This is a genomic window from Erysipelatoclostridium sp. DFI.2.3 (assembly GCF_019132535.1).
In the GTDB taxonomy this organism is placed as follows: Bacteria; Bacillota_I; Bacilli_A; order Erysipelotrichales; family Erysipelotrichaceae; genus Clostridium_AQ; species Clostridium_AQ innocuum.
On sequence record NZ_JAHOOJ010000026.1, the window covers coordinates 23,783 to 49,677 of the forward strand.

A 25,895-nucleotide genomic window follows, 5' to 3' on the forward strand; every position below is an offset into this window, starting at 1 on the left:
CATACCTTATTCAGCATGATTTTTTGCATAAGCTTTAGATGAGCAGAAATTTACCCCTTTCATGCGGAAAGCTTATCTATTTGTTCACCCTTATTTTTAACAAGAAATTTACCCCTTTCATAACGTTTTACATACTCCGGGTCCTTCAGCTTTCCTTTTTTTTCGACAGCTCTTTTTCCGATGCTGCTCGTCTTGATTTACCATTGCTTATCAGGGTATCTTGATGGAAATCCATATGTATAGTTTATATGCAAGATTTGTCATCAAGCCGTTTTCCAAGACTTCCGCCGGGATGAAATTTATGGAAATCCGATGGATTGAATCCGCGTTTTTTGGAAATGGCGCAGGCAATTGCATCACCAAGAACCAAAACCAGAGTTGTGGATGAAGTTGGTGCAAGATTGTATGCATCTGCCTCCGTCACCTTTGGATAAATCAGAGTAAGGTCACATGCTTTTGCCAGTATAGAATCCCTATTCGCACAGCAGGCCACTGTCATACAGCCTATGCTGTGCAGCGGCGTTAAAACCTGTATGACCTCCTGTGTAGTTCCACTGTTGGATATGAGAATTACGATATCCTTTTCCTCTATCATTCCAAGATCCCCATGAACACTCTCTGTAGCATGAACAAAGAATGAAGGTATACCAAGCGAAGCAAATGTTGCGGCAAGTTTTGCCCCTATATGTGCTGATTTTCCAACACCGCAGAATACCACCTTTCCCTTACATTCCTCTATTGCGGCCATTACTCTTTCACATTCCTGCAGAGACATAGCTGATAATGCATCCAGTGCTGTTTTTTCCTTTTCTATTGCTTCTATAAGATATTTTTTCATTTTAACCTCTCAATAGCGTCATATGTCTTTTTCAAACGACACAGACCATCCTCTACCTTGCTTCTCGAACAACCTACATGAAATCGAAGATGCTGTTTAGCTCCGTAGACAGTCCCGGACATGATAGCGACTTTCCCTTCATGAATGAGAAACTGCTGCATTTGAGCATCTGCAATACCTAGTTCATGAAAATCAATCCATGCGAAATAGCAGCCTTCGGGTATCTGAAATTTCAGCTTCGGCATATGCTTCTGTATATAGCTCTCTGTGTACTTAAGATTATCATATAAATAAGAGCATAAATCATCTACCCATTCCGCACAGTGTCGATATGCTTCTATGGTAGAAAGCACCCCCAGTATAGCTGGGGAATTAACAAACTCCGTATACCTCGTCATTGTTTCAAATGCCTCATAAATTTTGAAATCCGGAAGTATCACATAGGAACCTTGCAGGGAAGGTATATTGAATGTCTTGGATGGAGAGGAACAAATGAAACAACGACAGTCAGAAGCAAGCTTCAGTACAGGAATCCCTTTTTCCTTATACGTGATATCCATATGAATATCATCGCTGATTACTGTAATATCATATTTCTCGCAAAGCTGTAAAAGCTTTTGCAGTTCCTGTTTTTTCCATACTCTGCCTACAGGATTATGCGGGTTGCAAAGCAACAGAATGCGTGCTTCCTTGCATTTTTCTTCCACATCCTTAAAATCAATTTGATAATACCCTGCATTCTCCAGCAGTTCACTGCTAATCAGTCTGCGCTGATTATTTTCAATAACCTTATAGAAGGAATCATAGGCCGGTGTGAATACTAAAACACCGTCCCGAGGCTCACTGCATAGCTGTAGCAGCTTTGCTATGGAATACATAACGCTGGGACTGTAACAAATCCAATCTTTGCTAATCATACAGTCATAGCGGCTCGCATACCAGTGAACAATTGCGGATAGATAGTCCTCATTTTTCCAGCGGCTGTAGCCGTATATCGGATGCTCAATCCGCTTTTTCAACGTATATACAAGGCTCTTTGGACATGCAATATCCATATCCGATATGGTGAACGGGAGAAGATTGTCTGTTCCGAAACGATCTTCGATATAATCCCATTGTGTACAAAAGGTTCCTCTTCGATTTATGACCGTATCAAATTCTGAGCCGCTCATGCCTGCTGCATCTCCATCGCTTTGTTTATTTGCTTACGTAAAGCATAAACCTGTGTACCCACAATCACCTGAATTGTATGCTCATCCAAATGCACAACAGCAATACCGCCTGCATTCTTAATTGCATCTTCATCAATCAGATTAACATCGTTTAATTCCAGACGCAGTCTTGTAACACAGTTATCAATGGAAACAATATTGTCCTTTCCACCCAGTGCTTTCAGCATCTGAATACCTTTATAGGATGAAAGTGCCGCAAAGTCATCCATATCCTCTGTATCCTCTTCACTGATAGCCATAACCTCTTCTCTCCCGGGTGTTTTGATATCGAATCGCTGGATAGACCATTTGAATATAAAGTAATACAGTGCAAAATAGAATGCCGCAAACGCAATAGCAATCGGCCAGCCAGTTCTGGTACCACGCAAGACACCAAATGTAATGAACTGAATCAAATCACCGGTATAACCCATGAGCACGCCAAGATACGGCAGAACCATATTGGCAATACCATTTAATACAGTATGAACAAAAAATAGCGGAGGACATGCGAACAGGAATAAGAATTCAATAGGCTCAGAGATACCGCCAATCACGACAGTTAAAGCGCCGGTTATCAGCAGACCTTTGATTTTCTTTCTATTCTGCGGCTTTGCGCAGCGATACATTGCCAACGCCGCACCACACAGTCCGTATTGAATCATCAGCTTGCCTTGTTCCATTTTGCCTGCCAAATCTAATGGAATATCCATATTATTAGCTACATAAGCAAGAAACATATTAACCGTTCCCATATATTCCTGACCATTGATAATAGCAGTTCCGCCAATTGGTGTAAAGCGGAAGGTACTCGTTACCAGATGATTCAAACCAAACGGAATTGTTACACGTTCAGCTACCGCATAGGAGAAATAACCAATCGGTCCGGAGGTGGATATCCATTCCCCAATTATCTTAAAGAAATTGTAAAATGGCTGCCAGAATAAAGGTACCGCTACCATGCCGAAAATTCCCATGATCACCAACATGGCAATCGGTGCCAGACGTGGCCCGCTGTAAAAACCTAGCGCCTCCGGTATTTTTACCTTTGATATTTTCGGATATAGCCAGAATACCATAAGTCCAGCAATAATACCGCCAAGAACGCTTGTATTATACGTCTGAATTCCCAGAATCATCCCCTGCCCTGCTTCTGTCATTTTATCTGCAGCAGCCAGTTGATCCGTAATTGTCAGATAGAAGTTTGTACCGATATGCATAGCCATAAAACTAACTAGACCGGTAAATGCACCAAACTCTTTTTCCTCCTTCAGTAGTCCTAAAGGAATCGCCATCGCAAACAATACCCCCAGATTATTAAAGGCAAACAAGCCCAGTGTTGTCATAAAGCTGAAAATTTTCTGCAGCACAGGATTACCCAGCAATGGAACCGCCTCTATCAGACTTGAATTTGTGAATGCCGATCCGATTCCCAGCAGCATACCGCACACACTCAGTAAAGCAATTGGAAACATAAAGGTTTTTCCCAGCATTTGAAAGAACTGCCAAAGACTTTTTTTCTTATTTTCCATACATTTTCTCCTTTTTATACATAACTATTTTTCTAATTCATGCAGCTGATTCGCCTATATCATAAGTAGGACTTTATTCTTCCTGCTTACTGCACGAAAAAAAGACCCATATCTGCACCCTCGTCCAGATGATCAGGTCTTGCCTTTCGTAACAATCCTAATTTAATATTTTCAGTATATGTACCATGATGTAGAACAGCTCCTGTCTGCCCAGCTCATAGTCATAATTATGCTTCACAAAACTTTTTATTCTTTCTAAACATGATTTCATTTCAGGATTCATTTCCAGCATCATACGATACATTTTATCATTGAAATCCTGTTTTATATGCGTGCGGTCAACTGTAAAAATCCGCTGTCCCAGATACTTCAGATGCATTGCAAGACGTGTTTGATCGAAATCCTTCTCCTTCCAGTCAATATGCGTCGTAACCTCAATAATATGTAGAATCTGTTTACTGAAGGTCAATATTTCTTCCGCACTGTTTTTGTGATCCTGACTTCTGGAATTGATGATATGCATGGCGATGAAGCCTGCTTCATCGAGAGGAAGGTGAACCCCTGTCTTCAAGGCGATATATTTCAATGCCCACACACCGATCTGATACTCCTTATGATACAGTGTTTTGATTTCCGGCAACAACAGATTAGGAAGATGTATCCCCTGTTTTTCACGTTCAATAGCAAATGCTATATGATCCGTCAATAACAGCACCATCTGATTGTTTAAACCACCCTTGAATTCCTTAGATGCTTTTTTGAAGATGATTTCAGAAAATTCGAAGTATTCAACCGGTATATTTTCCAGCATCTGATAAAATCTTGTTCTTTGTGTATTCTCAATCAGATACCTCTTTTCGATTTTTCTTTCATCAATCTGATCTCCAACCGCCTTGTGAAATCCGATACCCGGACCGGTTACTATCATTTCAGTTTTATCCTGGGAAATCGTGGCCACGGTGTTGTTATTAAAAATTTTTGCAATTTTCATACTACTCTCCCTTTCGATAAAAAAAGGCCATCCCTGTCAGTCCCCCGACATCAATGGTCTTGCCTTTGCAGTAACAATCCTGTATCTGTCTTCATTATAAAGCGTTTTCAATATTTGTCAATACGTATTTTTTATTTCCATATTTTTCTATATACTCGACTATATGAATAAGCAGTTTGCTATTGCAACGCAGAAAGCATAGGAAAACAAGCTTAATTTATAAAGTGTTACTTCGTGTATTACAGTATATTTTTAGTATCATTATGACTATAAGTGCTTACAGAAGAATAAGAAGTTTTTACATAGCAAGCATAAGGTTACTTATCCCTTGATTAAACAAGTGCCACATATACTATTTAAGATACCTTTTTCAAAAGATAGTTGACAAAAGGGCTGCTTGCTTTTATGATGAATATGTATTATTTAACATGTGACTGTTAAATCAGGCATGGGTCTCTGCGTGAGCTCATGTCTTTTTTTAGCAGCAGGAGGTAAATGAAAATGTTCACATTTAGAAGAAAAAAACAAAGGGAGCTTTACGCTCCTGTAAATGGATGCGGTATTGCTCTGGATGATGTCAGGGATGAAGTGTTTTCAAAAAGACTTATGGGGGATGGCTGTGCATTCCTTCCAGAGACAACGAGCGTATGTTCACCGATAGACGGTGATTTAATTCTTGTCGCAGATACGCTTCATGCTTTTGGTGTGAGAAGCAGAGAAGGAATTGAACTGCTGATTCATATCGGTCTGGATACCGTGAAGCTTCAGGGAAAAGGATTTCAGGCATTACAGTCTGTCGGTACAAGCATAAAGGCAGGTACACCGGTGATATCATTTGATTCTTCCTATCTGCATGATGCTACCCTTGATATGACAACGATGCTGATAGTTACAAATTGTGCAAATCTGAAAATCAAAGAGATTACAAAGGGGTATGTCAATACAACTGATCCCGTAATCATTATGGAATGATAATCATATATCGTTTTACCGATTCTTTTCTACTGGCATAAAAAAACTCTGCTTGTTCTTCAGAAAGAATTAAGCAGAGTTATTCGCCATTTGTATCTTCGCTGCTGCCACCGGGAAGTTTAAAAACCTGTTCACCCTTTTTTATGACAAGAAATTTACCCCTTGCATAACGTTTTACATACTCCGGGTCCTTCAGCTTTTCCTTCTGTGCAGACAGCTCTTTTTTCTGTGAAGACAGCTTATTGATTTCACTGTTGTTTGCCGAGATTTCCTGCTTCAGATTCAGCATGACAATAACATCCGTGCTTGCTGCATAAATCAGATAACATGAAACCCCTATTGCGAGAAGACTAATCAGGATTTTCATCGGATGCTTTTTTCTTTTTCTTTTTTTTACGGCTGCTTTTTTTTCGTTTTGCATTCGCTTTCCTCCTCTTCCTGATTTTGCCTGGTAATCTAATTATAGCAATAATTTTCGATTTGGCAACGAGAAGTTTCACTTTAAACGGATGCAGCAGCCTGCGGATCGCTGTAAAAAGCTGCAGAAACACGCTGAGATACCATGTAAAATAGATAAAAGCACCTAGAATAAAAAAACAGATGAGATAGATATTCGTTATACCGCCATTGATCTTATACAATCCAATAAACATAAGGGATGTAAACAGAATATGATACAGGATCTCTACGATTCCTTTAAAAATCGGAAAACGGAGATACTTTACAAAGCTGATTAAAAAACTGAAGCCGAAAGCATATACCCATCCCATCAGAAAATGATAGAGTATTGCCTGAATCTGTGTAGGCAGCAGCATTATTTAAAGATTTTTGAAATCACTGATTCCTTTCCGTTTCCCTTTTTATTGGATACATAGGATAGAGCTTCAATGACACCGCGTATTACAACATCCCCGCGTTCTGTATCCAACTTGCCCAAGGTCAGATCCTTTCCCTGAATCACCATCCATCCCTGTGCGGTCTCCAGCAAAAACTCACTGGAATCAAAGCTGTCAATCTGTTTGACGCCGGTCAGCTCCATCACCTTGCGGTCCTTAATAATTACGTTATGATATGGGTTCGTTTCAAAACGAAGCGGATTGCTAATGTTATCTTCCATACAAACTCCTCCTTATTTCTAGTTCATTACAATCTATGTCTGGAGAGCGGGGAATAGAACAGCAGCACAAAACAAAAAATATCCCGGCCTCAGTCTTCTGCCAGAATATCTTTTACTTCTTCTTTCTTAATCAGCTTTTCTTCCACAACCTCAAACATCAGGGAAGCATCATTTTTATTTGCCTGCTTCTGTATCATGGTTACATTAACAGTCAGCTCACGGTATCCGAAAATAACCTTGATGGTATCTCCCACTTTTACATCTGTAGAAGGCTTTGCAATTTTTCCGTTTACATAGACACGTTCCTGATCCGCCAGCTCCTTTGATACGGTACGACGTTTCAGAATACGCGCTGTTTTCAGATATTTATCAAGACGCATATACTCACCTCTACAAATAAGTTTATCATTTATTGCTGCTGTTGGCGAGATAAAAGTTGTACAAATGCCTCTACTGCATAAAGCTCAGACTTTTCCAGCTCCTTCTTATCAAATACGATAATAAAGGAACCATACCAGTCTCCAAATGCGGTGACCGGATAAATCAGACCCTTATAACGCTGTGCACTGTCCTCATAGATACGCTCATTATCAAAATCCTTCAAACGATGTGTTTGTGCAATCATAAGAAAATGATCATGTATCTTATGATCTGTTTTCACCATACATTCATCCTTCACAAAAAATACAGTATTCTGATATATGGCACGCAGGGTATCGCACATAATCATGATTTCTTCCATATGCTTGGACATGACATCAAATTTCTGAATTACAATTCTGTCATTATCGATAAAGAATTCAATGGAATCTCCTTCTTTCATGCGGTACTGCTTTCTAATTTCTTTTGGTATAACCAGTCTTCCAAGGTCGTCAAGACGTCGTACAATTCCTGTTGCTTTCATTTATAGACACTCCTTTTCTTTCAATAGTATGGACATATGACAATCGCTTTATACCTGACGGCAAAGAGGAAAGACATTTCCTCTGATTGAAATTTCATTCAAATTCAGACATAAATTGCATATAAATTATCATAAATGAAGGTATTTTTTTACAAAACTATTGTTATAACAAATATAACTATATTAAATTAACCTTTTATACATAAAAACATTTAGAATGTAGTTGTCAATAGAAATAGGAGTGATCTGACATGACAATGGGACAAGTATGTTGTGAGCGGATTCATGATCTGTGCGACGAGAGAAAAATTTCTCTGAACAAACTCAGTATCATGTGCGGAATGACGCAGTCAACGCTGAGCAACATCACATCAGGCAGAAGCAAGAATCCAACCGTTTCCACGATCAAAAAAATCTGTGACGGTCTGGATATCACGCTTGTGGAATTTTTTGATACAGACGTATTCAAAAACCTGGATCAGGAAATTAAATAAGCTGTTTGTCAGCCTGAAAAAAAACTGTTATGGGAACTATTCATGCAATCCCATAACAGCTTTTTTATTTACCTGTTTTTATTTTACATATGCCTTCAGGCGTTCAGCCGGTTCAGTGCTTTCCCACTTCACCTGCAGATCATCACGGCCAAAGTGACCATAGGCTGCCAGATTTCTGTAAATCGGCTTACGAAGCTCCAGTGTCCTGATAATTGCAGTAGGACGCAGATCGAATTCCTTCCTTACGATTTCTGCGATTTCTTCATCCGGAAGAACTCCGGTTCCAAAGGTATCCGCAAGGACGCTGACAGGCTGTGCCACACCGATGGCATAGGCAAGCTGTATTTCACATTTGCGAGCAAGACCTGCCGCAACAATATTCTTGGCAACATAGCGTGCCGCATATGCCGCACTGCGGTCAACCTTGGTAGGATCCTTTCCGGAGAAAGCTCCTCCGCCATGACGGGCCATACCGCCGTATGTATCGACAATTATCTTTCTTCCTGTCAGACCGCTGTCTCCCTGCGGCCCGCCGATTACAAAGCGTCCTGTCGGATTTATGTATACTTTTGTTTCAGCATCCATCATATCCGCATCTACAATCACATCAATGACATGCTTCTTTAAATCCTCGCGAATCGTGTCCAGAGAAACCGTATCGGAATGCTGTGTGGAGATAACAATCGTATCGACACGCTTTGGACGGTCATTCTCATATTCAACGGTTACCTGTGTCTTCCCATCCGGACGAAGATAGTCCAGTGTGCCGTCTTTTCTTACCTCTGTCAAACGGCGTGCAAGACGGTGTGCAAGGGATATTGGCATCGGCATATATTCCGGTGTTTCATCACAGGCGTAGCCAAACATCATTCCCTGATCTCCTGCACCATTGTTTTCCTCCCCACCCTCTTTGGTTTCCAGCGAGTGATCAACACCAAGTGCAATATCCTTGGACTGCTCATCAATGGAGGTCAGAACCGAACAGGTGGTTCCGTCAAAGCCGTATTTTGCTCTGTCATATCCGATTTCCAGAACTACATTTCGTGCAATGCTTGGGATATCGACATAACAGCTGGTAGAAATTTCTCCCATGATCATGACCATACCGGTTGTACAGCAGGTTTCACAGGCAACTCTCGCATCCGGATCCTGTGCCAGAATCGCATCAAGAACAGCATCACTGATCTGATCACAGATTTTATCAGGATGTCCTTCCGTCACAGATTCGGAAGTAAAAAACTGTTTATTTAACATAATCGTTTCCTTTCTTTTCACTAATTACCATCATTCTTATTTTACATCTTTCCCTATTGCTAAACAAGCACAACATGGGGAAGTTACTTTTCGCATTTGTACAATGCCTGATATGACAGCCCTTTTAAAGGTGTAGCACGAAAGAGTCTGCAGGGATATGGAAGCAGGTATCCTTCTATATCTTCTTATAGCCTTTCAGCAATTTACTTCAGCTTTAGAAATTCAGGTGATTGCTTTGATGCAGCTATACGCCGTGTTTTATGCAGTGTTGTCTCTGTCGATAACCGGTTATATTCCTGCTCCTGAATATCCTGAGATGTACGATAGCGCTGTTTCATGTCTGTTTTCAAATCCATCTATTGTATAAGACAGCTTCAGCTCTTCAAAATGGATATCCCCCCGCTTGTTATCTGTTTTATTTATATACTCACTGAATTTCTCATTATTCGTCAGCTCTACTGTATATACCGTGGTTGCATCCTGCTCCTGCTTCTGATAGCGGAAGTAATCCTTCGCCTCTTTTCTATATTTCTGAAAAAGCAGAGAGGATAGAAAATTTTCTTTATCCTTGGATGTCACAGGTGTTTCCTGCATTTTCTCATAGGTATTGTCAACGTTCACAATATATACATGCAGCACGTCATTCTTCAACTGCAAAACAGTATCTATCCTGCCAGATTCACCGGTATCCGGGTGGATGCGCACCTGATACTGCTTCAGCTCTTTATTATGAAATGCAATATTCATCTGTATGGTATCTGTATCATGATTGCGTTTTTCATCCATTATTATTTCATCTTTAAAGTATTGCTGTGTACTGCTTATCCTTTGGCTATCTTCGATATGTAAACCGTTTGTATCTTTCAGCATATCAATTTTCGCAAGAATTTCCAATCGTATATTTTCTTCCTTTGCATGATCCTTCTGCATACTGCAGCCGCAAAGGACAGCGGCAGCACATAGAAAAATTCCTATTCCTCTACAGTTCATATCCTACCTTATTTTCAGGAAGCTGTTTGTTCCTCCCCCATTGGCTCTGTGCGTTCCAGCACCTCAATCACGGTATAGAGCCAGTCCTTAAGCTTTGGCAGCTTCATGGTAATCTTGCCGTTCGTATATCGTATCGTTATATTTTTTGATATGGTTGTCATCATTTCGAATAATGCAACACCGTCAATGCTGTTTGACCATGCACTAGTAAACGCCAGCTCAACCGCCTTTGGCAGTTCACGGAAGGCATCCACATGCGGCTCATTGATACAGATATCCAGCCGCTTCTTTTCAAATAACAGCTGTACAGCCTTCGGCAGCTTTCCGTAATTATCCTTGATTTCATCCATCATGGCAAGCAGCTCCTTTTTGGTATGAATATCCTCCATACGCTGGTACAATGTGATTTTTTCATAATCCTCGGTTGCAAAGCTGCTTGGAATGTATGCGTCAACCTTGACATTCGCCTTCGTCATTTCCGGTTTCACCTCCGGCTTGATGCCTTTTTTCTCCATGATGGCACTGTTTAGCATTTCGATATACATATCAATACCGACCGTATCAATAAAGCCGGCCTGCTGCGGCCCCAGCATATCTCCGGCACCACGTATGGTCAGATCGCGCATGGCAATTTTATAACCGCTGCCCAGCTGCGTGAATTCCTTGATGGATTTTAAGCGCTTCATGGCAATCTCACTTAATTGCTTTTGCGGGGAATACATCAGATACGCATAGGCAAGACGATCGCTTCTGCCGACTCTTCCCTTGATCTGATACAGCTGACTCAATCCGAAGTGGTCAGCATCTTCAATCAAAATCGTGTTGGCATTGGGAATATCAATACCGGTTTCAATGATGGTCGTACAGACAAGCACCTGATATTTATTATCTGTAAACTGCAGCATGACATCCTCGATATCCTCCCGTGTCATCTGCCCGTGCGCAACACCGATTTCCACCTCCGGCATGGCATCCCGAAGCTTTCTGGCCACATTATAAATTTCCTTTACATTATTGTACAGATAGAACACCTGTCCGTTTCTGGCAAGCTCACGCTGTATGATTTCCTTCACCATCTGAAAGTTCTTTTCGATAACATAGGTCTGTACCGGCATACGGTTCATCGGCGGGGTTTCCAGCTGCGACAGGGAACGGATACCAATCAGCGACATCTGCAGGGTACGCGGAATCGGGGTTGCACTTAACGATAAGACATCCACACTGTTTTTCAGCTCCTTGATTTTTTCCTTATGCTCCACACCAAAGCGCTGTTCCTCGTCAATGACAAGCAGTCCCAAATCCTTAAATACGATATCCTTGGAAAGCAGACGGTGTGTTCCTATCAGGATATCCACGTTTCCTTCCTTCAGATCATGGATGATATGCTTTTGATCCGAGGGCTTGATAAACCGATTTACAACGGCAATATTCACAGGAAAATTGCGGAACCTCTTCATAAAGGTTTTATAATGCTGAAGGGATAAGATCGTCGTCGGACACAGGAATGCCACCTGCCGGCCCTCCGCAACTGCCTTAAATGCTGCACGGGCCGCAACCTCTGTCTTACCAAAGCCTACATCTCCGCATAGCAGACGATCCATCGGCTTCGCAGATTCCATGTCCTGCTTGATTTCCTGTACCGCTCTTGCCTGATCCGGGGTCAGCTCATATTCAAAATCCTCTTCAAACTGTTTCTGCAAAGGGGTGTCCTTTGCGAATGCATGTCCGATATTCTCATCTCTGGATGCATACAGCTTCACCAGACGATCCGCCAGCTCTGCAATCTTTGCGCTGACCTTTTTCTTTGTCTTCTCCCATTCTCCGCTGCCCAGCTTATTCAGCTTCGGACTTGCACCTTCCTTGGATACAAATTTCCGGATAAGCTTAAACTGTTCAAGCGGTACAAGCAGAACATCATCTCCCTTATAGGCGATATGCAGAAAATCCTTATGTACACCATCTATTTTCTTATTCACAATTCCCAGATATTTACCGATACCATGCTGGTTGTGTACTACATAATCTCCGACATTCAGCTCCTGATAATCATGCAGAACCTCCGCCTCTTTGAATTTATTGCTGTAGCGGGCTGCTTTTTTGACACTGTGAAACAGTTCCTTTCCGGTATAGACACAGATTTGTTCCTTCAGGCAGGTAAAGCCTTCGGGAAGACTGGCATTCAGAAACTGGATTCCCGGTTCCAGCGTATCCGTGGACGTTACATTGCGCCAGGATATATTTGCTTCCTCCAGCAGCCCTTTCACCTGTTCCTGCTCCTTGTGGTTCAAGCAGAGCAGAACCCTTCGTTCTCTTGCCTGATGCTGTACCTCCTGCATGGTACGCTCTAGATTGATATCTCCCAGTGACATGGTCATGATCTGTGAGGTTATCGGTTTTTTATAATCGACAAACTGATGAAATTCCATATAGCTGTGCTTTTTGATGGAGCTGTACAAATCTGTGAACACATCAAAGCTGTGCAGACTGATTCCCTCCTGAAAAAGCTCCTGAAGATAGGAAACCATTTCCTCGTGCATATGCTTGACGCTGTCCTGCACTTCCTCTGCGCTGGACAGAATGATCTGTGCGTCCGGGGCATAATCAAAGACCGTGCTTCTGTTTTTCAAAAAGGCATAATATTTATAGAACCGGCTTTCCATCATGTGATTGCTGATGAGATCCAGATCTTCATTCACATGCTCCTGCAGCAGCTTCTGCATAGCGATATCGTGCTGGGACAGCTGATTTTTCAGCGCCTTATTCGCCTGCTCCACCAGTTCGGCAACCTGTGCATCTGTAAACAGCAGATCACTGGCCGGGATAATCATGGCTTCCTGTACGATTTCAATTGTCCGCTGTGTCGCAATATCAAAGAAGCGGATGCTTTCCACGATATTATCGAAAAACTCTATACGCAGCGGATGGTCATAATTCATGGAATACACATCAATGATTCCACCGCGTGCCGCATAGCACAGTGGCTGATCAACACGGCTGACATGCGTATAGCCTGCTTCAAAGAGAAGCTGCTTCAAATCCTCATATTCAATTTCCTGATCCTGCTTTAACGTAATACAGTGATTTTTGAATACCTCAGGAGAGGGTAGAAAGCGAATGGCTGCAGCTGTATTTAAAACCGCCACAAAAGCATCCTGCTGCTGCAGCTTTGCCATTGCCTCCATCTGTATCGCTTTGTTTTCCGGTGAAGCTGCGATTGCTTCTACGCGTAGTGATTCCTCCAATGAGAAAAGCAGCACTTCATCCCCAAGGAGGGCCTGCAGGCGCTCGTAAAGCTTCTGTGCTGTATAGGCGTTATTCTTGATAATCAACAGCTTCTGCGGTTTTTGGCGGTAATCTGCCGCAAGTAGAAGAGCCTCCTCCATATACGAAAGATTACCCAGAACACTCTCTTTTTTCTGAATACTCAAAACCGCTTCATTCTGCTGAAGCTCCTTTAATAGAATTTCCATATGTATTTCCCTATTTTCTGTTGAAGTGGCTCATGGTATCCATAAAGGAATGAGAACAGCTGTAAATAGCTGCATCTCTGGCCAGTTCAACTGCCTGTCTGTAATCTTCCAGTTCTTCCCTGCGTATCTTGCCGAGCACCCAGTCAATTACCGGTATACGTGCATCCTTGCCTATACCGACACGAATTCTGTCAAATTCCTGTGTTCCGATATGGCGGATGATATTTTTCATTCCATTTTGTCCGCCGGCACTTCCCTGTGCTCGCAGACGTATTTTTCCTACCGGCAGATCAAGATCATCATAGATCACAAGCAAATCCTGTGCTGACAGCTTATAAAAATCCATAGCTGCACGAACCGCTTCCCCCGATAAATTCATAAAGGTCTGCGGCTTCATTAAAACAACCGCCTCACCACTGATTCTCGTATTTGCAATCAGTGCCTTAAACTTTTTCTGTGTAACATCAACACGGCATTCCTCTGCAATGGCATCCAGTACGCAGAAGCCGGAGTTATGACGCGTCATTTCATATTCCTTACCGGGATTTCCCAGTCCCACAATCAGTTTCATGCAATCACCTCTGTTTCGCTTTCTATATTATACCAAAAAAGCAGAGAATTACATCCTAAAAAGCCTGTTTTCGTACAGGCTTGCTTTTTGCTTGTATTCATTCGGATATGTGCGTCTGTATGAATGCTGTTTTTTTATATACCTGCTTGAAAAGATCAGTCAAAATGCAGCATATATGCGCTGTGATGTTCCGCTTTATATTTTTTTATTTTCCTTACAGCTTGCTTCCGTCTCTTGATTTCTTTTTGAACTCTTCTGCTTTTGTTTTTTTGGACCTGTTTCCTGCTCGTTTGCATCATTCTTTACAAAAAAATCCTTTTGTAATATAAAATCCGGCCGCTTTAATTTTTTATCTGCCATGAAAATCTCCTTTCTCTTACTACTTCAACAAAATCCACCCTTAAAATTGAAGCTCATACAGCTTTTCTGATATCCCTGTTTTTAAATTCTTTCTGTAGTAAACAGAGGACTGCAGCCTGTATCCTGTTCTCCACCCTATGGATACAGATTCATCGGGTACACTGTAATTCACGCTGAAATAAACGACATCTTTTTGCACATCTACATTGCGGATATCAACATATTCATCTACAGTAGAACGCCTGTAATAGTCCTCACCATTGACGATTAGCTTCTCTCTGGCATTGTTTCTATAAATCCAGATATTCCCGTTATCATCCTGAAAGGGCTTATTTATCCTTCCATACTTCATGATTTCCCCGGTTTCATATACCGTAAAGTTAATGGGAGCTTCCCCCAAGACCTTGAAATTTGAACCATCTTTTTTTACCTTGGCAAGCACGCCGCCCTGGTATACAGACGCTGAGCCTCCATATGTCCCGCAGGAGAAATAAACCGTATCCTGTACAGCCTGTACACAGTTAATATATAAATTTGCACTTGTCTGTATTATCTGGTTTACATCTTCTTTCCTTACATCTGCCAGTCTGCATCGCTCTGTAGCATCAAGCTTCACGGATGCAAGCACTATATGCTCGTCTGTATCCTTCGGATGCTCTGTGAAATAAACGGTATCATCATCTGTATATAAATATTGTGCGTCCGCCTCCAGCAGCTGTATATCCTCAGTTTCTGTATCCATAACATGAATTTCAGTTTCTTCACTGTTGGTGAGAACAAGATATTTATCATACACTGCATGTACTTCGTAGTCACCATAGGCGTGCTCGTCTTTTCCCTGCATATTTAATGAAAACAGTTCCCGTTCCTTATTCTCTTTGCTGTTATTTCGATACAGATACATACGCTCATTCACAATCCAAAGGTTACCATAGCCGTTTCCCTGATATATCACAGTTCTTTTACCATTTGCATCCGTTTTTACCAGCTGATTGGCATCACATGTTACATAGTCGTAATTTGCAAATAGAGCAGCTGTTTTCAGACTATTCTTTGTATACTCCCATGCATAGGTTTCATTCGCATATGTTGGATGTGCAGAACCGGAATCATCAAATCCCGTCAGTATTTTTTTGTGCATTTGAAAGGTCTGCATGCGAACTGTGCCTTCCCCGTTATAAAAATAGCTGTATTCCTTTGGTACATATTTACATAGCGCTTCACCTATATGATAAAGCCGTTTATAAATCGATTCCTTGCCATCTTCCTGTATTTTCCTGTCCGTTACGGAGTCATTGCCTATCTGTTTTGTACAACCGAATACATTAGCTGTAAAAAGAATTACTAACAGAAAATAAAAATACTTTTTTACTTTGTTTCCTTGGTATCGTATCATACTGGCATCTTCTTTCTATCTTATTCTGTCACAAACAGTGTTTCAACCTCATCCGGACATAGTTCAGGATTATGCCTGTGCTTATTGAAAAAAATCTAACTTATCTCATAAGGTATTGATGTTTTGTTAGCTTCTCACGACTTTATTATACTTCTATATCAAAGATAATCAATCAAAGAAACTGATATTTATAAAAAAGGTTCTATCTCGATTACGGGGGACTTAAAACAGGGAGAATTCAACACTGATATATTTATCAATAAAAATCGAATTCTCCCTTTTGCATACATCCTAAAGTGAGAAAGAACCATAAAAAAGAGCAAAGCCTTTTTCATTTTACATTTCTGTGCTTTACTCTTTATTACTTTTTAAGATATTCCTACAGCAGCTTTGCCAGCTCTCCGATATGTTCAATAACGATATCCGGCTTTACATCACTTGTATCAATGTCCTCAGCCTTTGTTTCTCCACTCAATACAAGAATACTGGTAACCTCGCTGCCATCCGCTACCTTGATATCCGTATACAGACGATCACCGATAATAGCAATCTGATCCGGTGAACATCCGGTTTCCTCGACGATATAGTCCAGTGTCTTCCCACTTGGTTTTCCGAAGAACTCAGGATATTTTCCGGTACTTGCTTCTATCAGCTTTGCCATACTTCCGCAATCAGGAATAAAGGTATCATGCTCCATTGGACAGTTTAAATCCGGATTGATTCCGTAATACAATGCGCCTTCTCTGATAAAGGTGCATGCCTTGGAGAGTTTTTCATAGGTCAGTGTTGTATCAAAGCCCAGAATCACGATATCCGGTTTTTCTTCATCCAGTATCCAGCCGTGTGCTTCAAACTCTTTGCGCAATGCAGGTGTCCCTACCACATACACACGCCTGCCGTCATGATGTTTTTTTAACCAGCGAAGAATTACATGGGTTGATACCATCATCTGTTTTTTATCGATATCAATTCCCATACCATGCAGCTTATCTATATACGCAGCTAAATCTCTGGAGGAATTGTTGGTAAAGAAATAATACTCTCTTTCGGTAGCCTTCACCGTATTGAGAAAATCATGTGTGTATGGAAATAAATTCTTCCCCAGATAGATCGTTCCATCCATATCCAGAATAAAGACGCGGATTGCTTCCATCTTCTTCTGAATCATTTTTTTATCTGTTATCATATAACTCCCCTTACCTCTAATTATTCCGATAATACGCTACAAATGCGGTACTATAATCTTCCAGCAGCCCAAGGTCCCACAGCAGCTGTAAAAGACCGTAACGCACACGTACTTCCTTTGCCAGTATCACACCATCCCTAGTCATTGCTTCATCGATACCAACCTGCATTGGACGATATGGTGCCTCTACTGATTTCAGAATCGCTGTCACCTCTTCCGGCTGCGGCAGCTCCTGTTCAATGACTGCCTGAATATCCGGCCATTTTTCTTCCATGATATCAATACGTTTTAAAGCTGCTTCTATATCATTCTTACCGGCTTTTTCCTCCAAAGCAAGAACTCCGGGTGCGGCTGCTTCAAAGCGGTCAAGCACCATTGCTTCCCAGGCAGCTTTATCAAATGCCTTTACACGCTTCCTACATGCCGCAAAATCGATACCGTCCCGGGCAAGCTTCTTCCACATGGCGATTACTCCCGGTGTTGCCAGCCCCACCTTAGTTCCATGGAATACCGGTGCATGATGAGCAAATAAAAATTTCATTTCCCAGTAATGAGAAACATGATGCTCACTGCCGGATGCCGGACGTGAATTGCCGACGAATCCCATAGCCATACCGGTTTCAATCAATGCCTCTGTAATTGCCTTTACCGCCGCTTTATCGCGTGTCATTACTCCATCTGCGTGCGCTACAACCTCCTTGATAGATTTATAAACCATATCAACAATTGTCTGACAGTAATATTCCCCGTTGATCATATGTGCAATTTTCCAGTCAACCAGACAGTTATACTTTCCTACAATATCGCCAAGACCTGCCTTAATCATATCCAGCGGTGCATTTGCCAGTACGTCCAGATCACCAAAAATTGCAGTCGGCACATGACAGTCATAGGTTGTTTTAAGATTATCAGTAATCAGTGCGGCGCCAACAGAAGCAAAGCCGTCCATACTCGGAGCGGTTGCCGCAATTCCATAGTTCAGTGAAAGCTTATAGGAAATGAATTTGCACAAGTCGTTTAAAGTTCCGGACCCGACGCCTAAAATGTAATCATATTGACGCTTCATATTCACCAGAATACGAAATACAGAGGCTTCATTCGGAACAACATCCGCTTCAAGGATGACACGATCGCTGGCGATTCCATTAGCGTTTAAATAAGCCTCAAGCTCTTCCCCATATACACGGCAGGTATTTTCGTCCTCAATCATATAGACTGTATGATATGCATGCTCCTGCAAATACTTCAGGATATCCTCCTTCACATGATCACAAACACGGACATGCTCCAGACGGGTGGTATGCTGCTTTCCGCAATCACATGTAAACGCATGACCAAGGTAATCATTGATTTCAAATGTTGCTACCTTCATTTTCATAAGATCACCCTAATCCATATTCACAAAACAGCGCATTGCAGACTCTATATCCTTCTGCATAGCATCCTGTCCTGCTTTGGCGGCATCATGAAAATATTTCACGGGAGATGCAGCATTTACGCCTTCTCCTCCTGCTTTGTCCATATACGTAAAGTAATTGATTTTACGAACACCGTTTGCGATAACCTTCTTGTAATCCGCATGACTTACACCACTTCCTCCATGCATGACAATGGGTACACCAGCTGCCTCCTTTAATTCCTTTACCAGATCAAAGTCAAGCTTCGGCTCTGAAAAATATTCGCCGTGCACCGTTCCGAATGAACATGCCAGACAGTCCACTCCCGTCTTCTCGACAAAATCCTTCGCCTCTGCAGGATCTGTGTAATTCCTGCGATCTGATGCACGGTTTTCTGTAACACCTTCATTATTTAAGGTAATCCCTGCCATTTTACCGATTTCAGCCTCTATGGACACTCCATATTTACGAGCTAAGGCAACAGCTTCCTTTGTCTGCCTGATATTCTCTTCATAGGTCAGTGCGGAACCGTCAAACATGACAGAGGTGAATCCCATTTTCAGAGATTTTTCAATGTAATCCAGATTTACACCATGATCCAGATGAACGACCACTGGCACCTTTGCGCGCTGTGCCATCAGTACCATAACAGGTCCGATCGTATCCAGATTCATGACATTATTCTCCTCATGCGTCTGTGCAAACGCAAGAATCACCGGCATATTCAGTTTCTCTGCTGTATCCAGTACAGCCAGTATATTTTCAAAATTCACGATATTGAAAGCACCGATGGCGATTTTCTTCTCATCGGCAAGCTTCCATACCTCATTCAGATTTGCTAACATAAATTTTCTCCTCCTTTATGATTCAGCTGCTTTTTCATCAAGCTTATACAATACGCATTCCTACGGTCTGTAAAAGAGATATTCTCAGGGTGTTTGACGCTATTATTCTGAGAAACGCAGCATAACTTTATAGGTATCCGGACGGCTTGCACATTCCATTGCTTCCACAACATCCTCATAATCGTACACAGCCTCAATCAACGGCTTCACATCAATGATTCCTTTGGAAATACAGTCAATTGCCTGTGCAAAGGTCTCAATGGTTCCATTCTGGGTACCGGTTACCACAATCTCCTGAGAGTGAAGACGTCCCGCATCCACAAGAATCGGCTCGTTGGGATGAATGGAGCTGAACATATTGCACAACCCGCTTTTTGCAGTCATCTGAATTGCCTGTGCTGCTACAGAAGGAATTGCTGTCGTATTCTCAACAACATTTGCCCCTCGGCCGTTTGTCAGCTTTTTAACCTGCTCAACAGGATCGAATTCCAGCGGATCAATTACATTATCAGCACCCAGCTTCAATCCAAATGCGCGCCGCTTTGCGTCCGTTTCACTCAAGATAACGCGTGCCCCCTGTCGCTTCGCACACAGTACATGCAGCAGTCCCATAACACCGCCTCCGATAACGACAACATCATCTCCCATTTTGATATGGGAACGATTGATACTGTTAATAACACATGCCAGCGGTTCTGTGAATGCGGCTTCATCATCCGGTGTTTCCTTAGGATACACATACAGATGGCGTGCCTTTACCACTGCATATTCTGAAAAGCCATAAAAGCCCGAAAAGCCGTTTTCATTGAAATAAGCAGTTCCCTTTGTGAAATTACTGCATATATTTTCATGATGATGCTTACAGTCCGGACAGACCCCGCAATCATCAATAATATAGTTGATAACCTTATCACCTATATGAAACAGACTGGGATCCACACCTGTTCCTATATGTTCTATTACCGCACTGTATTCATGTCCGCCAATACGCGGATATGACCATTTACAGCCCTGATAATCTCTGACATCATTTACGCAGATTCCGGATGTCAAAACACGAACCAGTACCTCATCCTCTTTCATTTCCGGTACCGGTATGTCCTTGATTTGATAATTTTTAGGTCCTTCTAATACACAGGCTTTCATAATTGTCAGTCCTCCTATTTTCGCTTACCGATTATAAAGTTACATATCGCACACAGAAACAATTCCCGTCTGCTTTTTATAAAAGCAGGGACCAGTAAACAAGAACTGGTCCCTTTCATGTTGGTTGCTAAGCTAAGATTCCAGTTAATCCGCCAATGATACCGATGATTACAATCAGAATAATAATCTTGATGGAAGTCCATCTTTTCTTCATCAGCCAGTAAACTAACATCGTGAATCCAAATGGCAGAATGCCCGGCATGACAGCATCAAACAGCTGCGTCTGCACATTGAATTTTGACCCCGATGTGACAAGCTCCAGACCACAGGAAACTTTTACATAATTGGCGATCAGGCCACCCATAACCATACAGCCCATGACCTGTGCTCCCAGCAGCAGCTTGTCGAGCAGACCCTTTTCCAGAAAATCCATGATAGCCTCGGAGCCCTGCTGGTAACCGAAGAAGAAGTTTGCGAAGCTGAAGATATAACTGATGGCAAGCATCAGAATCAGATATACGATTGCCCCCCAGACGGTACCTGTCAGCGTGATATCAATACAGATTGCCAGAAGGATCGGAATCAGTACCCCCTGATAAATCGTATCTCCAATACCTGCCAGAGGTCCCATTAGGGATGTTTTTAAGGATGTGATAAATTCACCCGGAATCGGTTCTCCCAGTGATTTCTGTTCCTCCAGTGCGATTGCCATCCCCAGAATACAGGAACCGAATTCGATATGGACATTGAAGAATTCCATTTCACGCTCCATGACCTCTTTCCGTTTTGCGACTCCGTCCGGATCATCCTTATATAAATCATCAATCACCGGTACAAAGGTGTGCCCGCAGGCCATACCCATCATTCGTTCATAGTTATAGCAGCACTGAACCCAGGTTTCCCAGTTAAAGGCTGCACGGTATAAGTGTTTCTTCGGGATGACGTGTCTTGCTTTTTGTTCTGCCATTTTAGAAATCCTCCTCTAACTCAGATTCTTCAGCGATGTTACCTTTTCCGCTGCCCTCTCTGTAGCGAACCTGTACATAAACCAATGCGCATAATAAGGACAATACACCAAGCGGCAGCAGTGCAAGTCCGGAATAAACAGCGACAACAAATCCGATGAACAGAAATACACGGCTTTCCCCTTTAAAGATATACTGCAGTGTGATTGCGATACCCAAGGCAGGCATCAGACCGCCGATGATCTGGAAAATTTTCAAAGGTGTTCCGGCAAGCATCGTGATGAAGCCCTGAATATAGGTGGCTCCGAAATATGCAGCCAGAGAGCAAGGAACGATACAGATAACCGCAGCCATGATCTGCGGCAGCAGTACGTTGGCAATCCAGATTTTATTGTATTGTTCTTTTTCAACAAATCTGTCACCGATGTGAACGAAGATGGAGTCAAAGGTCATACGGCAATACCATACCAGTGTACCCAGAGGACCGATTGGAACAGCCAGTGCAAGAGCTGTATCGGCATCCAGATTACCGGTTATGGCAAATGCAGCCCCCAGTGTTCCTGCCAGTGCCATATCGGCAGGCATGGACCCTCCGGCTGAAATGAATCCTAAATAAACGAGGTTGATGGATGCTCCAACCATAGCTCCCGTTAATGCGTCCCCAAGGATGATGCCCGCAATCCATCCGCAGACCAGCGGTCTTTGTACCGTCCATAATCCGACAAACGGCAGGTTTGCTTCACCAATCCAATACAGGACCCCCAATAGAATCGCTTGTACTATTGACATAAATTTCTCTCCTCTCTGTTAGTTTTTATGTCCAGCAGAATCTGTCTTATAACAGGTTTGATATATCGACTACCTTCTGCTCAGGTACTAACTGATAATATACATTTACACCCTTCTCGTTTTTCATGCGGCGAATGGAATCCACCTCATCCGGACTCGCAGAAACATTGTTGATGAACGGCTTGCGGTCTCCGCGGATACCCATACCGCCAAGGCATACCTCTTTGATTTCCACGCCGCCATCCAGCAGCTGTTCAAATACGATCGGTGTTTTTGTCAGAACGATAACGCGTTCATTTCCCGGATCCGGCTTCTGAAGTGCCTTCGTTGCGCCTTCAACAGATAATACGGCAACCTTGGTCCCCTGTGGTGCCAGAGCCATCAGTACCCGTTTGTTGAATTTATCCGCAGCAACAGTATCGTCTACAATGACAATTCTGTTTGCACTCAGACTCGGTGTCCAGGCTGTTACGACCTCACCATGAATCAAACGATCATCCACACGTGCTAAAACGATGTTTCGCATTTTTCATCCTCCTCATTATCAAGCATGTCTGCTAAGTATTTTTTTACATCCTGTACGGTACTGCCTGCCAGCTTCATAGCCTCGTCACATATTTCCGCAGCGCTTTTTCCATTTCCTCTCATCAGTAGGATTTCCATTAGCAGGGGAACATTGATTCCTGTTAAATGGTATACATCATATGAGTTCATCAGCTGTACAACCGCATTGAACGGACTTCCGTAGAACAAATCGGTAAGCACCAGAATTTCTTCTCCCTCATCTGCTTTTGTAAATTCCTTCTCAATATTTTCTTTCAGGATATCCACTCCCTGATGAGGATACAGACCGACATATGACAGATTCTGCTGTTCGCCTAATACCATTTCCATTGTCTCAAATAATCCCTTGGAAAAAGAACCATGAGATACTAAGATAACCTTCATAATACCCTCCTTTCTCTATTCATTTCCAACAGGTGAAAGCACTGTTCTGGAAGCGGTTCCACCATCTGGTTATATTCTATACGATTTCCTGCAACGTTTTTTATTATGTTATGCGTAATCATTACGTAACCGATTTTTTTACGGAGTTCATATTGATTATGCAATTTTATAATTTTTTAACACCTGCGGCTTCACTCCTGCATAATATTCTTCAGTGCACTGTACATACGCTTATATTTTTTATATTGCCGATCGTATGCGTCAGTGAATACTTTTTCCGCAGCATACACCTTCCCCTGTCCGATACAGGCTTCCTTTTCCGATACACCGTCTGCCAGCGCAGCCAGAAGAGCCGCTCCATATCCCGGGGTTGCACTTTCGGTAACGACCTTTAGCTCTGTATGGAGAATATTCGCCATAATCTGCATCCAGACAGGACTTCTTGTACCCCCGCCATTGATTTGTATGCGGGAAGGCCATTGTGCAAGCTTCATACTTTCAAGAACCTCGCGGATAGCGTAGCTTACCCCCTCGAAAACAGCCTGTGTCATATCCTCCCGTCTTGTTTCAAAACTCAGTCCGATAAATGCTCCCCTTACGCAAAGATCATGATACATAAGTTTATCCCCTGTGATGTGCGGGAAAAACAATACACTGTTCTTTCCGAAGCGATCAGATGAAATAAGCTGCTGATCCACAGCCATATCATCTGTCTTCACGATATTTTCCACCCACCATTTATGAGTTCCCCCTGCTGAACGAACCGTTCCCTGTACGATATTGACAAACTGTGTATGATCCGCATTGAATAGAACATTCTTACCTTTTCCTTCGAAGTCCATATCCCTTTTCGGCATAATTACAACTCCGGATGTTCCCAGCGAAATAACCGGTTCCTTCCGGTTCAATATCCCCATAGCCACTGCATTTGCCGGATTATCTCCCGTTCCGGCAATGACACGGATGTCATGATTCACCTTCAGCTGTTCACAAAGTGTCTGTTGAAGTGTCCCGACCACATCGCAGCTGGCATACAGCGGTCCCAGACAGCTTTCTTCAATACCAAGCCTATCCAGCATATACACTGACCATTTCTTTGTGGCAATATCATATAATGAGCTTGTGGATGCTTCACAGTAATCCATACTGTACTGCCCTGTTAATTTATATACGATATATGCATACGGTGTCATGATTTTATGAATACGCGCAAAGCTTTGCGGCTCATGCTCTTTGATCCAGAGTGTATTCACTGCCGGACTTCCCGGTGACAATATTTCAGCGATATGGCGTGTTTCCTCCCTTTGTGAGCATTCCGTACGCAGTTCCTCAACCATACCGGCCGTTCGTAAATCTGTCCACATGATGGCATTGCGCACAGCTTCTCCGTTTTTATCCAGAAATACAGTCGTATGCATCTGTCCCGTAACACCGATTACGGAAACCTCCTGCGGATTACATCTGGCAAAGATATCATGCAGTCCCTTCATTACAGCCTGCATCCATACGTCTGGATCAATTTCCCGCCAGCCCTCCTGCGGCTGCAGGATTGTATAACCATAGCTGTTTTCGTATACGATTGACCGACGGGCATCCATCAGTGTAGTTTTTAATGCGGATGTACCTATATCAAGTCCTATATAATACACAGAATCAATCCCTTCCTATGATTCCTTCAGTCCGTTGATGATCAAAACGAGATCAGCAGCTGTTTTGCTGACATTCTCCACTGCCTTTGCACTGAGACCATACAGATTAGCTTCGTTATGATTCTTTTCATAAGCCTCTCCAAATGTCTGAATGAATGCCCTGCGCAGATCCGAACCGTAATTCACCTTGATCATGTTATAGTCCCGCATCTGTTTTACCTGATCAAACGGAATACCGGAGCCGCCATGCAGCACAAGCGGAACAGGTGATACTTCCGCGATCCTTTTCAGCAGTGCAAGATCAATCTTCGCCACAGCATCAAGACCATGTACATTTCCGATGGAAACGGCCAGAATATCACACCCGGAGCGCTCCACAAATTCTTTTACCAGTGCAGGATCCGTTTTACAGTCTGCCTCATTTACATCATCATCCTCTTTTCCCATGATAGCTCCCAGCTCTGCTTCCACCGGAACATGATAGAAATGACAGTATTCCACTGTTTTCTTTACCTCTTTTATATTTTCTTCGAAATTCAGATGGGAGGCATCCACCATGATGGAGGTAAAGCCCGCATCCACACATGCCTTAACATCATCAAAGCTTTTTCCATGATCCAGATGCAGCCCGACTGGTGTATCTGTCCCCTTTAAAAACTCTCTCATCATATAAGCAATCACTTCCGGATTTGATAAATGCAGGTTGTTGGAGGATATCTGTACCATACCCGGGAGGTGAACAGCATTCAATCCCTTTATAATCGCCTTTGTCATTTCCAGATTCGTCGTGTTGAATGCCGGCAGAAGAAGCTTTTTTTCCTTTGCGTATGCTAGCAGATCAAAACCATTTACAATTTTCATATTCGTTCC

At 42.5% G+C, this 25,895-nt stretch carries 27 protein-coding genes; 2 read left to right on the forward strand and 25 right to left on the reverse strand.

What is annotated here, in order from left to right:
* Positions 1-244: 244 nt before the first annotated feature.
* The 4 genes from KSZ58_RS19240 to KSZ58_RS19255 all read right to left on the reverse strand — a co-directional run bounded on the left by KSZ58_RS19240 (position 245) and on the right by KSZ58_RS19255 (position 4,572).
* On the reverse strand, positions 245-838 hold the full coding sequence (locus tag KSZ58_RS19240) for an SIS domain-containing protein (protein ID WP_008816087.1): 594 nt from the start codon (positions 836-838) through the stop codon (positions 245-247).
* Entirely contained in the window at positions 835-2,010 is a 1,176-nt protein-coding gene (locus KSZ58_RS19245; RefSeq protein WP_074747896.1) for a MalY/PatB family protein, read from the reverse strand. Before KSZ58_RS19245 ends, KSZ58_RS19240 begins: the two co-directional genes overlap by 4 nt.
* A complete protein-coding gene (locus KSZ58_RS19250; protein ID WP_009270053.1) occupies positions 2,007-3,581 on the reverse strand; it encodes a PTS transporter subunit EIIC in 1,575 nt (524 codons plus the stop codon). The genes KSZ58_RS19245 and KSZ58_RS19250 overlap by 4 nt, the downstream gene beginning before the upstream one ends.
* Positions 3,582-3,738: 157 nt before the next feature.
* The gene (locus KSZ58_RS19255; RefSeq protein WP_217752844.1) at positions 3,739-4,572 is read right to left on the reverse strand and encodes a PRD domain-containing protein; all 834 of its coding nucleotides are present in this window, start codon (positions 4,570-4,572) and stop codon (positions 3,739-3,741) included.
* A 501-nt stretch (positions 4,573-5,073) separates the two neighbouring features.
* Between KSZ58_RS19255 and KSZ58_RS19260 the strand changes: the two genes are divergently transcribed.
* On the forward strand, positions 5,074-5,544 hold the full coding sequence (locus KSZ58_RS19260) for a glucose PTS transporter subunit IIA (protein ID WP_044904306.1): 471 nt from the start codon (positions 5,074-5,076) through the stop codon (positions 5,542-5,544).
* A 79-nt stretch (positions 5,545-5,623) separates the two neighbouring features.
* Here KSZ58_RS19260 and KSZ58_RS19265 read toward each other — a convergent pair whose 3' ends face one another.
* The 5 genes from KSZ58_RS19265 to KSZ58_RS19285 all read right to left on the reverse strand — a co-directional run bounded on the left by KSZ58_RS19265 (position 5,624) and on the right by KSZ58_RS19285 (position 7,565).
* The gene (locus KSZ58_RS19265; RefSeq protein WP_009270055.1) at positions 5,624-5,965 is read right to left on the reverse strand and encodes a septum formation initiator family protein; all 342 of its coding nucleotides are present in this window, start codon (positions 5,963-5,965) and stop codon (positions 5,624-5,626) included.
* Positions 5,895-6,359: a spore cortex biosynthesis protein YabQ gene (gene yabQ, locus KSZ58_RS23535; RefSeq protein ID WP_008816083.1), complete on the reverse strand. Its 465-nt coding sequence runs from the start codon at positions 6,357-6,359 to the stop codon at positions 5,895-5,897. Before yabQ ends, KSZ58_RS19265 begins: the two co-directional genes overlap by 71 nt.
* The gene (yabP, locus tag KSZ58_RS19275) at positions 6,359-6,661 is read right to left on the reverse strand and encodes a sporulation protein YabP (RefSeq protein ID WP_008816082.1); all 303 of its coding nucleotides are present in this window, start codon (positions 6,659-6,661) and stop codon (positions 6,359-6,361) included. The genes yabQ and yabP overlap by 1 nt, the downstream gene beginning before the upstream one ends.
* 89 nt (positions 6,662-6,750) lie before the next feature.
* Complete coding sequence (locus KSZ58_RS19280; protein WP_002606645.1) at positions 6,751-7,041, reverse strand: RNA-binding S4 domain-containing protein; 291 nt, start codon at positions 7,039-7,041, stop codon at positions 6,751-6,753.
* Positions 7,042-7,070: 29 nt separating this feature from the next.
* Entirely contained in the window at positions 7,071-7,565 is a 495-nt protein-coding gene (locus KSZ58_RS19285) for an AbrB/MazE/SpoVT family DNA-binding domain-containing protein (protein ID WP_002606646.1), read from the reverse strand.
* Between the two features lie 251 nt (positions 7,566-7,816).
* Here KSZ58_RS19285 and KSZ58_RS19290 point away from each other — a divergent pair, with 251 nt between their 5' ends.
* Positions 7,817-8,059 carry a helix-turn-helix domain-containing protein gene (locus KSZ58_RS19290; protein ID WP_002606647.1) on the forward strand — a complete coding sequence of 81 codons (243 nt, stop codon included), beginning with the start codon at positions 7,817-7,819 and terminating at the stop codon, positions 8,057-8,059.
* Positions 8,060-8,137: 78 nt separating this feature from the next.
* On the opposite strand, the gene metK is transcribed toward KSZ58_RS19290, so the two are convergent.
* From metK to KSZ58_RS19370, 16 genes are all read right to left on the reverse strand, one after another.
* Positions 8,138-9,313, reverse strand: a complete 1,176-nt coding sequence (gene metK, locus KSZ58_RS19295) for a methionine adenosyltransferase (RefSeq protein WP_009270056.1) — start codon at positions 9,311-9,313, stop codon at positions 8,138-8,140.
* Positions 9,314-9,601: 288 nt separating this feature from the next.
* Positions 9,602-10,303, reverse strand: coding sequence for a hypothetical protein (locus KSZ58_RS22950; protein ID WP_233104424.1), 702 nt, complete (start codon positions 10,301-10,303; stop codon positions 9,602-9,604).
* A gap of 14 nt (positions 10,304-10,317) precedes the next feature.
* A complete protein-coding gene (gene mfd / locus KSZ58_RS19305) occupies positions 10,318-13,773 on the reverse strand; it encodes a transcription-repair coupling factor (protein ID WP_009270059.1) in 3,456 nt (1,151 codons plus the stop codon).
* A gap of 10 nt (positions 13,774-13,783) precedes the next feature.
* Entirely contained in the window at positions 13,784-14,344 is a 561-nt protein-coding gene (gene pth, locus KSZ58_RS19310) for an aminoacyl-tRNA hydrolase (RefSeq protein ID WP_009270060.1), read from the reverse strand.
* 195 nt (positions 14,345-14,539) lie between these two features.
* Positions 14,540-14,704, reverse strand: a complete 165-nt coding sequence (locus KSZ58_RS19315; protein ID WP_009270061.1) for a hypothetical protein — start codon at positions 14,702-14,704, stop codon at positions 14,540-14,542.
* Between the two features lie 40 nt (positions 14,705-14,744).
* Positions 14,745-16,100: a hypothetical protein gene (locus KSZ58_RS19320; protein ID WP_161128924.1), complete on the reverse strand. Its 1,356-nt coding sequence runs from the start codon at positions 16,098-16,100 to the stop codon at positions 14,745-14,747.
* 379 nt (positions 16,101-16,479) lie between these two features.
* Positions 16,480-17,286 carry an HAD-IIA family hydrolase gene (locus tag KSZ58_RS19325; protein WP_002606654.1) on the reverse strand — a complete coding sequence of 269 codons (807 nt, stop codon included), beginning with the start codon at positions 17,284-17,286 and terminating at the stop codon, positions 16,480-16,482.
* 16 nt (positions 17,287-17,302) lie between these two features.
* On the reverse strand, positions 17,303-18,664 hold the full coding sequence (locus KSZ58_RS19330) for a sn-glycerol-1-phosphate dehydrogenase (RefSeq protein ID WP_009270063.1): 1,362 nt from the start codon (positions 18,662-18,664) through the stop codon (positions 17,303-17,305).
* A gap of 9 nt (positions 18,665-18,673) precedes the next feature.
* Positions 18,674-19,528, reverse strand: a complete 855-nt coding sequence (locus KSZ58_RS19335; protein WP_009270064.1) for a class II fructose-bisphosphate aldolase — start codon at positions 19,526-19,528, stop codon at positions 18,674-18,676.
* A 102-nt stretch (positions 19,529-19,630) separates the two neighbouring features.
* Positions 19,631-20,674, reverse strand: coding sequence for a zinc-binding dehydrogenase (locus KSZ58_RS19340; protein WP_009588939.1), 1,044 nt, complete (start codon positions 20,672-20,674; stop codon positions 19,631-19,633).
* A gap of 127 nt (positions 20,675-20,801) precedes the next feature.
* Entirely contained in the window at positions 20,802-21,641 is an 840-nt protein-coding gene (locus KSZ58_RS19345) for a PTS system mannose/fructose/sorbose family transporter subunit IID (RefSeq protein WP_009589015.1), read from the reverse strand.
* Position 21,642: 1 nt separating this feature from the next.
* Positions 21,643-22,428, reverse strand: a complete 786-nt coding sequence (locus KSZ58_RS19350; protein ID WP_217752845.1) for a PTS sugar transporter subunit IIC — start codon at positions 22,426-22,428, stop codon at positions 21,643-21,645.
* A 46-nt stretch (positions 22,429-22,474) separates the two neighbouring features.
* Complete coding sequence (locus KSZ58_RS19355) at positions 22,475-22,954, reverse strand: PTS sugar transporter subunit IIB (protein WP_002606660.1); 480 nt, start codon at positions 22,952-22,954, stop codon at positions 22,475-22,477.
* The gene (locus KSZ58_RS19360) at positions 22,936-23,376 is read right to left on the reverse strand and encodes a PTS sugar transporter subunit IIA (protein ID WP_009270066.1); all 441 of its coding nucleotides are present in this window, start codon (positions 23,374-23,376) and stop codon (positions 22,936-22,938) included. Before KSZ58_RS19360 ends, KSZ58_RS19355 begins: the two co-directional genes overlap by 19 nt.
* A gap of 191 nt (positions 23,377-23,567) precedes the next feature.
* Positions 23,568-25,025, reverse strand: a complete 1,458-nt coding sequence (locus KSZ58_RS23420) for a xylulokinase (RefSeq protein WP_009270067.1) — start codon at positions 25,023-25,025, stop codon at positions 23,568-23,570.
* Between the two features lie 15 nt (positions 25,026-25,040).
* Positions 25,041-25,886 carry a class II aldolase gene (locus KSZ58_RS19370; protein ID WP_009270068.1) on the reverse strand — a complete coding sequence of 282 codons (846 nt, stop codon included), beginning with the start codon at positions 25,884-25,886 and terminating at the stop codon, positions 25,041-25,043.
* Positions 25,887-25,895: the final 9 nt, after the last annotated feature.